General features: G+C 69.8%; 14 protein-coding genes. 12 read left to right on the top strand and 2 right to left on the bottom strand.

Annotated elements, in window-relative coordinates:
- Positions 1-95 precede the first annotated feature (95 nt).
- The 11 genes from ACYSUO_RS33595 to pstB all read left to right on the top strand — a co-directional run bounded on the left by ACYSUO_RS33595 (position 96) and on the right by pstB (position 11,774).
- Positions 96-512, top strand: a complete 417-nt coding sequence (locus tag ACYSUO_RS33595) for a GntR family transcriptional regulator (RefSeq protein WP_461780004.1) — start codon at positions 96-98, stop codon at positions 510-512.
- Positions 509-1,405 (top strand): ABC transporter ATP-binding protein, encoded by an 897-nt coding sequence (locus tag ACYSUO_RS33590; RefSeq protein WP_461780003.1) that lies wholly within the window; start codon positions 509-511, stop codon positions 1,403-1,405. The genes ACYSUO_RS33595 and ACYSUO_RS33590 overlap by 4 nt, the downstream gene beginning before the upstream one ends.
- Positions 1,402-2,409 carry a hypothetical protein gene (locus ACYSUO_RS33585; protein ID WP_461780002.1) on the top strand — a complete coding sequence of 336 codons (1,008 nt, stop codon included), beginning with the start codon at positions 1,402-1,404 and terminating at the stop codon, positions 2,407-2,409. The genes ACYSUO_RS33590 and ACYSUO_RS33585 overlap by 4 nt, the downstream gene beginning before the upstream one ends.
- The gene (locus ACYSUO_RS33580) at positions 2,406-3,353 is read left to right on the top strand and encodes an ABC transporter permease (RefSeq protein ID WP_461780001.1); all 948 of its coding nucleotides are present in this window, start codon (positions 2,406-2,408) and stop codon (positions 3,351-3,353) included. Before ACYSUO_RS33585 ends, ACYSUO_RS33580 begins: the two co-directional genes overlap by 4 nt.
- A 119-nt stretch (positions 3,354-3,472) precedes the next feature.
- Positions 3,473-5,890 (top strand): RNA degradosome polyphosphate kinase, encoded by a 2,418-nt coding sequence (locus ACYSUO_RS33575; RefSeq protein WP_461780000.1) that lies wholly within the window; start codon positions 3,473-3,475, stop codon positions 5,888-5,890.
- Positions 5,871-6,923, top strand: coding sequence for a CHAD domain-containing protein (locus ACYSUO_RS33570; protein WP_461779999.1), 1,053 nt, complete (start codon positions 5,871-5,873; stop codon positions 6,921-6,923). Before ACYSUO_RS33575 ends, ACYSUO_RS33570 begins: the two co-directional genes overlap by 20 nt.
- Complete coding sequence (locus ACYSUO_RS33565; RefSeq protein ID WP_461779998.1) at positions 6,920-7,369, top strand: NUDIX hydrolase; 450 nt, start codon at positions 6,920-6,922, stop codon at positions 7,367-7,369. Before ACYSUO_RS33570 ends, ACYSUO_RS33565 begins: the two co-directional genes overlap by 4 nt.
- 245 nt (positions 7,370-7,614) lie before the next feature.
- Positions 7,615-8,742, top strand: coding sequence for a phosphate ABC transporter substrate-binding protein PstS (gene pstS / locus ACYSUO_RS33560; RefSeq protein ID WP_461779997.1), 1,128 nt, complete (start codon positions 7,615-7,617; stop codon positions 8,740-8,742).
- Between the two features lie 124 nt (positions 8,743-8,866).
- On the top strand, positions 8,867-9,877 hold the full coding sequence (gene pstC / locus ACYSUO_RS33555; protein ID WP_461779996.1) for a phosphate ABC transporter permease subunit PstC: 1,011 nt from the start codon (positions 8,867-8,869) through the stop codon (positions 9,875-9,877).
- Positions 9,874-10,950 (top strand): phosphate ABC transporter permease PstA, encoded by a 1,077-nt coding sequence (gene pstA / locus ACYSUO_RS33550; protein ID WP_461779995.1) that lies wholly within the window; start codon positions 9,874-9,876, stop codon positions 10,948-10,950. The genes pstC and pstA overlap by 4 nt, the downstream gene beginning before the upstream one ends.
- 47 nt (positions 10,951-10,997) lie before the next feature.
- The gene (gene pstB / locus ACYSUO_RS33545; protein WP_461779994.1) at positions 10,998-11,774 is read left to right on the top strand and encodes a phosphate ABC transporter ATP-binding protein PstB; all 777 of its coding nucleotides are present in this window, start codon (positions 10,998-11,000) and stop codon (positions 11,772-11,774) included.
- A 210-nt stretch (positions 11,775-11,984) separates the two neighbouring features.
- Here pstB and ACYSUO_RS33540 read toward each other — a convergent pair whose 3' ends face one another.
- Both ACYSUO_RS33540 and ACYSUO_RS33535 read right to left on the bottom strand, forming a co-directional pair.
- Positions 11,985-12,983, bottom strand: coding sequence for an inorganic phosphate transporter (locus ACYSUO_RS33540; protein WP_461779993.1), 999 nt, complete (start codon positions 12,981-12,983; stop codon positions 11,985-11,987).
- Between the two features lie 7 nt (positions 12,984-12,990).
- Positions 12,991-13,611, bottom strand: a complete 621-nt coding sequence (locus ACYSUO_RS33535) for a DUF47 domain-containing protein (RefSeq protein ID WP_266712456.1) — start codon at positions 13,609-13,611, stop codon at positions 12,991-12,993.
- A gap of 208 nt (positions 13,612-13,819) precedes the next feature.
- Here ACYSUO_RS33535 and ACYSUO_RS33530 point away from each other — a divergent pair, with 208 nt between their 5' ends.
- Positions 13,820-14,179, top strand: a complete 360-nt coding sequence (locus ACYSUO_RS33530) for a metal-sensitive transcriptional regulator (protein ID WP_266712454.1) — start codon at positions 13,820-13,822, stop codon at positions 14,177-14,179.
- Positions 14,180-14,328 lie beyond the last annotated feature (149 nt).

Below are 14,328 nucleotides of genomic sequence, written 5' to 3'. Positions count from 1 at the left end.
GAGACCTGGACGGAGATGAGGGGGCGGCGTCGCTTGACGCCGCCCCCTCTCTTGCATCACCCTTTCACTACTTGATTAGTGAAAGGGGGTACGCCGTGGCTCAGGAACCGGTCATCGAATTCCGCATCGACCGCCACACCGGCGTGGCCACCTACCTCCAGATCGTCCACCAGACCGAGCACGCACTGCGGCTCGGACTGCTCGAGCCCGGGGACAAGCTGCCCACGGCCCGCGAGGTCGTCGAGGCGACGGCGATCAATCCGAACACCGTGCTGAAGGCATACCGCGAGCTGGAGCGCTCCGGACTCGTCGAGGCCCGCCGCGGGCTCGGCACGTTCGTCCGCGCGACGCTCGGCTCCGGCTCCGGCTCCGGCGACTCACCACTGAGGGCGGAGCTCGAGGACTGGACGGGCAGGGCGAAGGAGGCGGGCCTCGACCGCGAGGACGTCGAGGCCCTGTTCGGCAGCGCCCTGGAGGCGCATTTCGGCACCATGACCAAGGGGACTTCATGAGCACGGCCATCGAGGCGAACGGCCTCGTCAAGCGCTACGGAAGGCGCGCTGCGGCGGCCCTGGACGACTGCTCGTTCCGGCTGCCCGAGGGCCGGATCAGCGCGCTCGTCGGGCCCAACGGGGCGGGCAAGTCGACGCTGCTGACCATCGCGGCCGGACTGTCGCGTCCCACCTCGGGGAGCATCTCGGTGCTCGGCGCCGCCCCCGGTACGCACCGCGCGAAGGTCTCCTACCTCGCCCAGGGCAAGCCCCTGTACCCCCAGCTGTCCGTCGCGGACACCCTTCAGGTGGGCGCCGCGCTCAACCCGGAGCGCTGGGACGCGGCGTACGCGTCGAAGATCGTCGAGCAGGGCGAGCTCGACCCGAAGGCGAAGATCCGCTCGCTCTCGGGCGGCCAGCGCACCCGCGTCGCGATCGCCCTCGCCCTCGGCAAGCGCCCCGAGCTGATGCTGCTCGACGAGCCGATGGCCGACCTCGACCCGCTGGCGCGGCACGAGATGATGGGCACGCTGATGGCGGACGCGGCCGAGCACGGCACGACCGTCCTGATGTCCTCGCACATCGTGACCGAACTGGCCGACGCCTGCGACCACCTGCTGCTGCTCGGCGGCGGCCGGATCCGGCTCGGCGGCGGCATCGACGATCTGATCGGCGCGCACAGCCTGGTCACGGGCCGCGGCGACCTCGCCCCGCACACGGTGGTCGAGTCCCGCGCCTCCGGCCGCGGCGTCACCGCCCTGATCCGCAGGGACGGGCCGATCGGCGAGGGCTGGCAGGTCCAGGAGCCCTCCCTGGAGGAGCTGCTCCTGGCCCACCTCCGCTCGCCCGACGCCCCGCCCCTGATCACGCCGGGCACCACGGCGGGCCCGCGCCGGACGGAGGTGACCGCATGAGCGCCCCTTCCATGAACAAGTCCGCCGAGCCCTCCACCGTGCGCCGCACGAAGCCCGGAGCCGACGGCCTGGTGTGGACGGTGCTGCGACTGCACCGCGGCGCGATGTGGGTGTGGATCGGCTACGTGGTGGTCAGCCTCGGCCTGCTCCTGTGGCTGTGGGGTCCCGGCTCCGCGGACGTCCAGGCGGCGTTCGACAAGCTCGGCTACGGCGGCGCGCAGGACAACGCGTTCCAGGGCGCGCTCTCCGCTTTCCTTCCCTTCGTCGGCACCACCTTCGACACCCTCTTCTACGATCCGCTGACGCTGACCCGGATCGCCGCGTGCGCCATCGCCGTCTTCGCGGCGGGCCCGCTGATCGCCCGCGAACTGGAGCAGGGCACCGCCCAGTTGGCGTGGACCCAGTCCGTCTCCCCCGCCCGCTGGCTGGCCACCAAGCTCTACGTACCGGCGCTGCTCATCGCTGTCGGCACGACGCTCGTCGTGATCCTCTACCGCCTCGTCTGGGACGGCCGGAACCATCTGCTCGTCGCCGGCATCGGACCGCGCGACTTCAACTTCTCCGTGGGCCCCGCGACGGTGGCGAACGCCCTGTTCGGCCTGGCCATCGGCGTGCTGGCCGCACTTGTGGTGCGCCGGACGCTGCCGGCCGCGGCCCTCGCCGGGATCGTGACGTACCTGGTGGGCGCGTTCCGCTCCAACTCCTGGCCGCTCCAGGGCAGTTACCAGCAGCCGGAAATCCCCGTGCACAGCAAGGCGATCACCTCCACCGGGGCGGAGATCCGCGACCCCAGCTGCATGACCCAGCGCTGCCTCGACCAGCACGACATCACCGGCTTCACCCGCCACTACCTCCCCTCCCCCGACTACTGGCCGCGCCAGCTCGCCGAGACGGGCATCCTGCTCGGCCTCACCGCGCTCGCCGTCGTCGCCGCGTTCCTCGTGCTGCGCCGATTCCAGCCCGAGCCGCCGGTCACGCCGCTCACCAAGGAGGTCGCCGCATGAGCGCCGCCACCACCACCTTCCCCTCGGGCCTGTCCTGGACGGTGCTGCGGCTGCACCGCATCGCCGGCCGGCTGTGGATCGCCTACGTCGCGGTGACGGCGGCGCTGCTCCTGTGGCTGTGGGGCCCCGGCACGGCCGGGCTCGACATCACGGGACACTGCGACCCGGCCACCGCGAACGGCTGCACCGCGAAGGGCGCGACCGCGGACGCGTATCAATACGTCCTCACCCTCACCGACAACCTGATCACGGTGGTGCCCGTGGCGGTCGCCGTGTTCGCGGGCGGCCTGCTCATCGGACGCGAACTGAGCAGGGGCACCGCGGAGTTGGCGTGGACGCAGTCCGTGACCCCGGTGCGCTGGCTGGCCGCGAAGCTGGCGCTGCCCGCGGCCTTCCTCGTCGTCGGCACCACGATCCTGATGCTGCTGCGCCGCCTCGTCGCCTCCGAGGCCCCGGGCCTCTCGGACCACCGCTGGTACGGGTCGACGCAGCTCTACAACGTCCTCGGCCCGACGGCCGTGGCACTGCCGCTGCTCGGCCTGGCCATCGGCGCGATGGTGGCACTCCTGACGCGCCGCACGCTGCCCGCGGCGACGTACTCGCTGATCGCCACGGTCGTGGTGGTCGGCGCGCTCGACGCGGTCCGCGACCGGCTGTGGCCCACGGTGACGGTGACCGGGGACGTGAACGAGGGCTACCAGTACTTCGCCGGGTCCCTGGTCTCCGAAGGCGCGGTGACCGCCTCCGGGGCCCGTATCTCCGATCCCCTGTGCGTGGACGACCGCGCGTGCCTCACGGCGCACAACGTCACGGGCTTCTACCGCGAGGGCCATCCGCCGTCCCACTTCTGGCCCCTCCAGCTCGTCGAGACCACCCTGGTCCTCGCCCTCACCGCCGCCGCCACAGCCACCGCCTTCTGGCTGCTGCGCCGCCGCACCCGCTGACCCCGAGCGGGGGCCCCGGCCCCGGATTCCCGGGCCCCGCCCCCGCGGGCCGCACGGCCATAGCCCGTACGTCATGTCGCCGTAACCGTCGATTCAGACGGACTTGCGACGCTCGGTGAATGCAGCCCCCCGCCCCCGAACCCGCCGAGCCCGCCCACCGAGGCGGTCTCACGCTCGCGCCCGCGTACTCCGACGCCGTCGGCGCGCCCCGGACGGCGTCCAGGCGGAACAATGGGGCCATGAGCCAGCCGAACGCCGCACAGGACCAGACGACCGACACTGCTCCGGCCCCCTCGGCCACGCAGCCCCAGCCGTCCGTGGGGTCGCTCGCCGCGCACCGGCCACATCCCGTGGCCGGCGGCGAGTACGACCTGGCCGCCGCGAAGCTCGCCGGCATCGTCGCCGATATCGACGCGGACCCGGACGACTACGAAGAGGACTACGCGAACCAGGAGGGCGCGGAGCTCCCACAGGGCCGCTTCCTGGACCGCGAGCGCAGCTGGCTCGCGTTCAACGAGCGGGTCCTGGAACTCGCCGAGGACCCCAGCACCCCCCTCCTGGAACGCGCGAACTTCCTGGCGATCTTCGCCTCGAACCTGGACGAGTTCTTCATGGTCCGGGTGGCGGGCCTGAAGCGCCGTATCGCGACCGGCGTCGCCACCCGCTCCGCCTCGGGCCTCCAGCCCCGCGAGGTCCTGGAGCTGATCTGGAACCGCTCCCGCGAGCTCATGGCCCGGCACGCCGCCTGCTACCAGGACGAGGTCGCCCCGGCCCTCGCCGACGAGGGCATCCACGTCGTGCGCTGGAACGAGCTGACGGAGAAGGAGCAGGCCCGGCTCTACACGCTGTTCATGCAGCAGATCTTCCCGGTGCTCACCCCGCTGGCCGTCGACCCCGCGCACCCCTTCCCGTACATCTCGGGGCTCTCCCTCAACCTCGCCGTCGTCGTCTCGAACCCCGTCTCCGGCCACCGCCACTTCGCCCGGGTAAAGGTTCCTCCGCTGCTCTCCCGCTTCCTGGAGGCCTCGCCCCAGCGCTACGTCCCCATCGAGGACGTCATCGCCGCGCCCCGGCACCTGGGCGAGCTGTTCCCCGGCATGAAGGTCGAGGAGCACCACATGTTCCGCCTGACGCGGAACGAGGACCTCGAAGTGGAGGAGGACGACACCGAGAACCTTCTCCAGGCCCTGGAGAAGGAGCTGATGCGGCGCCGCTTCGGGCCGCCGGTGCGCCTCGAGGTCGAGGAGACCATCGACTCGGACATACTCAGCCTCCTCGTGAAGGAGCTGAAGATCAGCGAGGCCGAGGTCTACCCGCTGCCGGGTCCGCTGGACCTCACCGGCCTCTTCTCCCTCTCGGGCATCGACCGCCCCGAGCTGAAGTACCCCAAGTTCGTGGCGGGCACCCACCGCGACCTCGCCGAGGTGGAATCGGCCTCGGCCCCCGACGTCTTCGCCGCGCTGCGCAGCCACGACGTGCTGCTCCACCACCCGTACGACTCGTTCTCCACCTCCGTACAGGCCTTCCTGGAGCAGGCCGCCGCGGACCCGGACGTGCTCGCCATCAAGCAGACGCTGTACCGGACCTCGGGCGACTCGCCGATCGTGGACGCGCTGATAGAGGCCGCGGAGGCCGGCAAGCAGGTGCTCGTCCTGGTCGAGATCAAGGCCCGCTTCGACGAGCAGGCCAACATCAAGTGGGCCCGCAAGCTGGAGGAGTCCGGCTGCCATGTCGTCTACGGTCTCGTCGGCCTGAAGACGCACTGCAAGCTGTCGCTCGTCGTACGCCAGGAGGGCGACCAGCTCGTCAGGTACAGCCACGTCGGCACGGGCAACTACCACCCCAAGACGGCCCGACTGTACGAGGACCTCGGCCTGTTGACGGCCAATCAGGAAGTCGGGGCCGACCTCTCCGACCTCTTCAACCGGCTGTCCGGCTACTCGCGCCGCGAGACCTACCGCCGCCTCCTCGTCGCCCCCAAGTCCCTTCGTACGGGCCTGATCACGCGGATCGAGAAGGAGGTCCAGCACCACCGTGCGGGCCGCCCCGCGCACGTCCGCATCAAGGTCAACTCGATGGTCGACGAGGCCGTCATCGACGCGCTCTACCGGGCCTCGCAGGCCGGCGTGCCCGTCGACATCTGGGTGCGCGGCATCTGCGCCGTCCGCCCCGGCGTCGCGGGCCTGTCCGAGAACATCCGGGTCCGCTCGGTCCTCGGCCGCTTCCTGGAGCACTCCCGCGTCTTCGCCTTCGGCAACGGCGGCGAACCGGAGGTCTGGATCGGCAGCGCGGACATGATGCACCGCAACCTCGACCGCCGGATCGAGGCCCTGGTCCGCGTGGAGGACCCGGCCCATCGCGCGGCGCTCAGCCGACTGCTCGAAACGGGGATGTCCGACGGCACCGCCTCCTGGCACCTGGGCCCGGACGGCGACTGGACCCGGCACTCCGCCGACGCGGACGGCCGCCCCCTGCGCAACGTACAGGAGATGCTCATAGACGCCCGGAGGCGCCGGCGTGGCACAGCGACACCTTGAGTCCAGCGAGCGGCTGAGCGGGAACGATGTCGATGTCCTGGGGTGCTATCTCCGCTCCCAGGCCACCGAGTTCCTGCGTTCGCTGCGGCAGCATCGCGAGAGCGGCGCGGCGGGCGACACGGCGGACGCGGCCCGCGCGCTGCGGCGTGCCGCGCGGCGCATCAGCGGGACGCTGCACACCTTCCGCCCGCTCCTCGACACGGACTGGTCGGACGCGCTGCGGCCCGAACTGGCGTGGCTGTCCGGCACATTGGCCCGCGAACACGCGTATGCGTCCCGCCTGGACCGGTTGGCCTCAGCCCTGCACTCCCTGACGTCACCCCCAGACCTCCCCGCTGCCCAATCGCCCACCGCCTTGGGCAATCTGCCGCCTGGGGCGGCAGGGTGGGCAAGGCGGCCCCCGGCGCCGCGCGCCGATTCGACGCCCCCCGCCCCGGCGCCGCACACCGAAACCCCGCCCCCCGCAAGGGAAACCCTCACCCTCGGCGCCGCCAAGGCATCCGCCCTCCTGGACCGCCAGCTCACCCTCGCCCGCACGAGGGCCCACAGCACCGCCCTCCAGGCCCTCGGCTCCGCCCGCTTCCACGCGGTCGCGGACAACGTCGCCGTACTCGCCAGCGACGTCCCCCTCACCACCGCCGACACCGGCCTGGAGAAACTCGCCGCGGAAGCCGGCTCCCGCCTCGCCGAAGCGGCCACCACCCTCCACCACACCAGCCACCCCTACAGCCCGGACGCCGACGCCGCCTGGCACCACGTACGCCTCCTGCTGCGCCTGCACCGCTACGCGCGCGAGGTCGTCTCCAGCACCCCCGTCGACGCCCGCCTCCTCGAAGCGGCCGACGCCCTGAACGCACACCGGGACGCCGCGGAGGCCGCCGCCGCCGCGGCCCACGCCGCCCGCACCCCCCGCATCGCCCCCACGACCGCGTATGCCCTCGGCGTGCTCCACGCCGACCAGCGCCACGAGGTCGCGGCCGCCAGACTCGCGTTCGGACAGGCATGGCAACGACAGACGGTGGGCACCCCATGACCGTGCATCAGGACGACTCCCAGACGATCCTCGCGGCAGGCTGCGTCCTGTGGCGCCGCACGCCAACGCACCACAGCGGCCAGGGAGTTGAGATCTGCCTGGTCCACCGGCCCAAGTACGACGACTGGTCGCACCCGAAGGGAAAGCTGAAACGCGGCGAGGACGCGCTCGCCGGCGCCCTGCGCGAGGTGCGCGAGGAGACCGGCCACGACTGCGCACCCGGCGCCGCGCTCCCCACCCTCCGCTACCTCGCGAACGGCCGCCCCAAGCAGGTCGGCTACTGGGCCGCGGAGGCGACAACCGGCGCATTCACGCCGAACCGCGAAGTCGACCGCATCACCTGGCTCACACCCTCCGAGGCCCGCGCCCGCCTCACCCAGCCCAGGGACCGCATCCTCGTCGACGCCCTGCTCGACGCCCTGGACGCCCTCCACACCACCGGATGATCACGTTCCGTAGTCGTACCGTGACCTAACCACACCGCCCGCTTAGGTTCACCCCGCGTTCACTCACGCCCATCGGCCGCTTCACCTGATCTGCCTAATTTCAGCCTTACGACGCGGTGAGCCCCCGGCACCCGGGAACCGCCCACCGCTCGACTGAGAACTGAGACCGAGAACGAACCCTCCGCAGATCGCACGCCGCCACAGAGACAGAGAAGGCCGGCGGCTCCTGGAAGGAACATCCGAAGGTGAAGCTTCAGCGCAAGAACCGGCTCCGTGCCCTCTCCCTCGGTGCACTCGCCGTCTCCGGCGCCCTGGCGCTGACGGCGTGCGGCTCCGACGACACGAGCGGCGGCTCCGGCGGCACCAGCCCCGCCGCCAAGGCGGGCAACATCAAGTGCGACGACGCCAAGGGCCAGCTCCTCGGCATCGGCTCGTCCGCCCAGGCCAACGCCATAGACGCCTGGCGCCAGGCCTACGCGCAGGCCTGCTCCGACGTGCAGCTCAACTACAAGCCCGACGGTTCCGGCGCCGGCGTCACCGCCTTCAACCAGGGCCAGGTCGCCTTCGCCGGTTCCGACTCGGCGCTCAAGCCCGAAGAGGTCGCCGCCTCGAAGAAGGTCTGCAAGGGCGGCCAGGGCATCGACCTGCCGATGGTCGGCGGCCCGATCGCCGTCGCGTTCAACGTCCAGGGCGTCGACAACCTGACGCTGGACGCCAAGACGCTGGCGCAGATCTTCGACTCGAAGATCACCAAGTGGAACGACCCGGCGATCAAGAAGCTGAACCCGGACGCCAAGCTGCCGTCCACCAAGATCCAGGCGTTCCACCGCTCCGACGAGTCCGGCACCACGGACAACTTCACCAAGTACCTGAAGGCCGCCGCCCCCGGCGACTGGAAGTACGAGGGCGGCAAGGCCTGGCAGGCCAAGGGCGGCCAGTCCGCGCAGGGCTCCTCCGGCCTCGCCCAGCAGGTGAAGCAGACCGACGGCGCCATCACGTACGTCGAGCTGTCCTACGCCAAGGACGGCGTGAAGACCGTCGACATCGACACCGGCGCCGGCGAGCCCGTCAAGGCCACCACGGAGAACGCCACGAAGGCGATCGCCGACGCCAAGGTCGTGGGCACCGGCAAGGACCTCGCCCTGGAGCTGAACTACGCGACCAAGGCCGCGGGCGCCTACCCGATCACCCTGGTCACGTACGAGATCGTCTGCGACAAGGGCAACAAGGCGGAGAGCCTGGCCGCCACCAAGTCCTTCCTGGGCTACACGGCCTCCGACGAGGGCCAGGCCGCCCTCGCCGACCTGGGCTACGCCCCGATCCCCACCGAGATCAACAAGAAGGTCCGCGAGACCGTCGCGGGCATCAGCTGACCCAGCGTGCGGGCCGGCGGTCCTGAGAGGCCGCCGGCCCGCACCGTCCGGTGCACCGCCGCCAGAAGCCCCGTAGCTCTCAACGCCCTTACCAGGGACGGGACTTCGCAGACCGGAGAACCCCATGGACATAACCACTCAAGCACCACCGCCACCACCGGCGCCCACCGATCGCCCCTCGGCCGCCCAGCAGAAGCGCGCCGCCCGCGGCGCCACCCGCCCCGGAGACCGGATCTTCCTCGGCCTCTCGCGCGGCTCGGGCATCCTGCTCCTGGTGATCATGGCCGCGATCGCGGTCTTCCTGACCTACCGCGCCTCGCTGGTCCTCTCGAAGAACGAGGGCAACTTCCTCACGACCTTCGAGTGGAACGCGACCGCGAGCCCGCCCGTCTTCGGCATCGCCGTCCTCGCCTTCGGCACGGTCGTCACCTCGATCATCGCCATGGTGATCGCGGTCCCGATCGCCGTCGGCATCGCGCTCTTCCTGACGCACTACGCGCCGAAGAAGCTGAGCGGGATCATCGCCTACGTCATCGACCTGCTGGCCGCCGTGCCGTCCATCGTCTACGGCCTGTGGGGCGCGCTCTTCCTCGTGCCGCACATGACCGGCCTGTTCCACTGGCTCGACGACTACTTCGGCTGGACCGGCGTCCTCGACTACCAGGGCGGCGCCCCGCGCACCCTGCTCACCGTGGGCATCCTGCTGGCGATCATGATCCTGCCGATCATCACCAACGTCTCCCGCGAGGTCTTCCGGCAGGCCCCCCTGATGCACCAGGAGGCGGCCCTCGCCCTCGGCGCGACCCGCTGGGAGGTCATCCGGATGTCGGTGATCCCCTTCGGCCGCTCCGGCGTCATCTCCGCCTCGATGCTGGGCCTCGGCCGCGCGCTCGGCGAGACGATGGCCGTCGCCACGGTCCTCTCCCCCGACTTCCTGATCCACACCAGCCTGCTCGACCCGGGCGGCGGCACCTTCGCGCAGAACATCGCCGCGAAGTTCTCCGAGGCCAACGACCAGGGCCGCGACGCCCTCATCGCCTCCGGCCTCGTCCTCTTCGTCATCACCCTCCTGGTGAACGGCGCGGCCCGCCTGATCATCGCCCGCCGCAAGGAGTACTCGGGGGCCAACGCATGAGCAACGCAACCGTTCCCGCCCAGGCCCCCAAGAAGGCGCCGAGCACGCTGAGCGCCGCGCGCCTGCCCCGCTGGGCCCCCTGGGCCGTCGCCCTGGGCTCCGTCGCCGCGGGCTGCGCCATCGGCCTCGGCGCCGGACTCACCAGCCGCATCCAGTGGGGCCTGATCGCGGCCCTCCTGTTCGTCCTCGTCTCGTACGCGCTCGCCGCCAAGGTCGAGGGCGGCCGCCAGGCCAAGGACCGCCTCGCGACCAGCGTCGTCTGGGTCGCCTTCATCCTCGCCGTGGTTCCTCTCGCGTCCCTCGTCTACGAGACGATCGCGCGTGGCATCAAGGTCCTCGACCCGTACTTCCTGACCCACTCGATGGGCTTCGTCACCTCGTACCAGGAGGGTGGCGGCATCTACCACGCCATCCTCGGCACGCTGGAACAGGTCGGCATCGCCACCGCGATCTCGGTGCCCATCGGCATCCTCACGGCGATCTACCTGGTCGAGTACGGGCGCGGAAAGCTCGCGAAGGCCGTCACGTTCTTCGTCGACGTGATGACCGGCATCCCGTCCATCGTGGCGGGCCTGTTCATCCTGTCCTTCTGGATCCTGATCCTCGGCTTCGGCTTCTCCGGCTTCGCCGGTGCGATGGCCCTGACCATCCTGATGATCCCGGTCGTGGTCCGCTCCACCGAGGAGATGCTCAAGCTCGTCCCGAACGAGCTGCGCGAGGCCTCGCTCGCCCTCGGCGTCCCGAAGTGGCGCACGATCCTCAAGGTCGTCCTGCCGACGTCGATCGGCGGCATCACGACCGGCGTCATGCTGGCCGTCGCCCGCATCGCCGGCGAGACCGCCCCGGTGCTGCTGCTGGTCTTCGGCAACCCGCTGATCAACGGCAACCCGTTCGAAGGCCCGCAGGCCTCGCTGCCGCTGTACATCTACCAGCAGTACGCGAGCAGCGGCGGCAGCCAGGCGGCGTACGACCGCGCCTGGGCCGCGGCCCTCGTCCTCATCGCCTTCATCATGATCCTCAACCTCGCGGCCCGCGGCGTAGCCCGCTGGAAGGCCCCGAGCGCCGGCCGCTGACGCGGCACCCCCAACTCAGCGACGTACCGGAAGTAGTGGAAGCAGTTATGGCCAAGCGAATCGACGTAAGCGGACTTACCGCCTACTACAGCGCCCACAAGGCGATCGAAGACATCTCGATGACCGTCGAGCCCCGTTCGGTGACGGCCTTCATCGGCCCGTCCGGCTGCGGCAAGTCGACCTTCCTGCGCACCCTCAACCGGATGCACGAGGTCACCCCCGGCGGCCGCGTCGAGGGCAAGGTGCTCCTGGACGACGAGGACCTGTACGGCTCCCACGTCGACCCGGTGGCCGTGCGCCGCACGGTCGGCATGGTGTTCCAGCGCCCCAACCCCTTCCCCACGATGTCGATCTTCGACAACGTGGCGGCGGGCCTGAAGCTCAACGGCAAGTACAAGAAGTCCGAGCTCAGCGACGTCGTCGAGAAGTCCCTCAAGGGCGCCAACCTCTGGAACGAGGTCAAGGACCGCCTGAACAAGCCCGGCTCGGGCCTCTCCGGCGGTCAGCAGCAGCGCCTGTGCATCGCCCGCGCCATCGCGGTCGAGCCCGACGTCCTCCTCATGGACGAGCCCTGCTCGGCCCTCGACCCGATCTCGACGCTCGCGATCGAGGACCTGATCGGCGAGCTCAAGGAGCAGTTCACGATCGTCATCGTGACGCACAACATGCAGCAGGCGGCCCGCGTCTCGGACCGCACCGCGTTCTTCAACCTCGCGGCGGTCGGCCAGCCCGGCAAGCTGGTCGAGATCGACGAGACCGAGCGCATCTTCTCCAACCCGTCCGTCCAGGCGACGGAGGACTACATCTCAGGCCGCTTCGGCTGAGCCACCCCCGACTCCCCGCGGTGCTGCATGGCGGTGCCACCACGGGGACAAGGAAAAGGCCCGCCCCGAGAGGGGCGGGCCTTTTCACGTGTCTTTTGTTATTAGGGGCGCGGGGAACTGCGCAATCTTTTCGGGGGGCTAGGGGGCGCAGCCCCCAGGGACGGGACGGGAAGGGGCGGCGGGGGCGAGAACACCCACCCCCGACACCGCCTAACCGAACGCCAAATACACACACCCATACGACGCCGCAGCAACAATCGCCGCCGCAGGCATCGTGATGAACCACCCCAAGATGATGTTCTTGGCAACACCCCAGCGCACCGCATTGACCCGCTTCGTGGCGCCCACACCCATGATCGCCGACGTAATGACATGCGTCGTGGAGATCGGCGCATGGAACAGGAACGCCGACCCGAACATGATCGACGCACCGGTCGTCTCGGCAGCGAACCCCTGCGGCGGATCCAGCTCAATGATCTTGCGCCCGAGCGTCCGCATGATCCGCCACCCACCGGCGTACGTACCGAGCGACAGCATCACCGCACACACGATCTTGACCCACACCGGAATCGGGTCCTCGAAGGACTCGTGGCCGCCGATGACGAGCGCCATGACCACGATGCCCATGGTCTTCTGCGCGTCCTGGAGGCCGTGCCCGAGCGCCATACCGGCGGCGGAGACGGTCTGCGCGATACGGAAACCGCGCTTGGCCTTGTGCGGGTTGGACCGCCGGAACAGCCACATGATGAGCGTCATCACGAGGTAACCGACGACGAGGCCGATCACCGGGGACGTGAACATCGGGATGACGATCTTCTCCCACACCCCGGACCAGTAGACGGTGGTCCCGCCCGCGAGGGCGGCACCCACCATTCCACCGAACAGGGCGTGCGAGGAGGACGAGGGAAGCCCGAAGTACCAGGTGATGAGGTTCCACACGATCGCGCCGGCGAGGGCGGAGAACAGAATGCCCATGCCCTTGTCGCCGACGGGGGTCGCGATGATCCCCTCGCTCACCGTCTTGGCGACGCCGCTGCCGAGGAAGGCACCGGCCAGGTTCATCACCGCGGCCATCGCGAGCGCCGCACGGGGCGTCAGCGCACGCGTGGAGACGGAAGTGGCGATGGCGTTGGCGGAGTCGTGGAAACCGTTCGTATACGTGAATCCAAGCGCGACGCCGATCGTCACGATCAAAGAGAAGGTGTCCATGAGCCGGTCAGGACTCCTTCACGGCGATGGTCTCCACCGTGTTGGCCACGTGCTCGAAGGCGTCGGCCGCCTCTTCCAGCACATCGACGATCTGCTTCAGCTTCAGGACTTCCATGGCGTCGTACTTGCCGTTGAAGAGCTGGGCGAGCAGCTTGCGGTGGATCTGGTCGGCCTGGTTCTCGAGGCGGTTGACCTCGATCCAGTACTCGGTGAGGTTGTCCATCGTGCGCAGGTTGGGCATGGCCTCCGCGGTCAGCTCGGCCGCGCGCGACAGCACCTCGATCTGCTGCTCCACGCCCTTGGGAAGCTCCTCGACCTGGTACAGGACGACCAGGTCGACGGCCTCCTCCATGAAGTCCATGATGTCGTCCAGGGACGACGCGAGGTTGTAGATGTCCTCGCGGTCGAACGGCGTGATGAACGAGGAGTTGAGCTGGTGGAAGATCGCGTGGGTGGCGTCGTCACCGGCGTGTTCGGCTGCCCGCATCCGCTCCGCGATCTCGGCCCGGGCGGAGGAATCCGCCCCGAGCAGTTCCATCAGGAGCTTCGAGCCCGTGACGATGTTGTCCGCGGACGCGGCGAACATGTCGTAGAAGCTCGTCTCCCTGGGGGTCAGACGAAAGCGCACGTGGGGTCCTCGGGGTGCTTTGGATTCGGTCAGGCTGATGCTAGGCGCATCATCCGGCCACGGCTAACCGGCGTCTCCCCAGTGTCGCCCATCAGGCACAGTGATCAGCACTGGGCCCGGCCGAGGCGGGACGAACCGGCACGATCCTTGGAAAATCCGGTATCATATACCCGCAGGGGGTATAGCATTTCACGGGAGGACGGACACGATGACGACTGACGCGACGCAGACGGAACAGCCGGCTGTGCCGGACAAGGCCGAGATCGTGACCGACCACGACCGCGGCATTCACGGGTACCACCACCAGAAGGAAGAGCACCTCAAGCGGCTGCGCCGGATCGAGGGACAGATCCGCGGCCTGCAGCGGATGGTGGATGAGGACGTCTACTGCATCGACATACTCACGCAGGTGTCGGCCTCCACGAAGGGGCTGCAGTCCTTCGCGCTCCAGCTCCTGGAGGAGCACCTGCGGCACTGCGTCGCCGACGCCGCGCTCAAGGGCGGGGAAGAGATCGACGAGAAGGTCGAAGAGGCCACGAAGGCGATCGCCCGCCTGCTGCGCACCTGACTTCTGCTTACACCTGTAGTTCTACGAAGAGGTGGGGGCGGCGGGTGCCGCGCCCCCACCCCGTGGTGGGTATCGGTTGAGTGCCCGGCGCCCACCCGCCCCCCCGGCCGTGGGGGTGCCCCGCTCGCCGCGCGTGGGGTAGCCACGGC

The sequence above is a fragment of the Streptomyces sp. UC4497 genome (assembly GCF_054871485.1).
The sequence above is the reverse complement of the archived record's forward strand: the minus strand, read 5'-3'. Positions and strand labels throughout refer to the sequence as shown.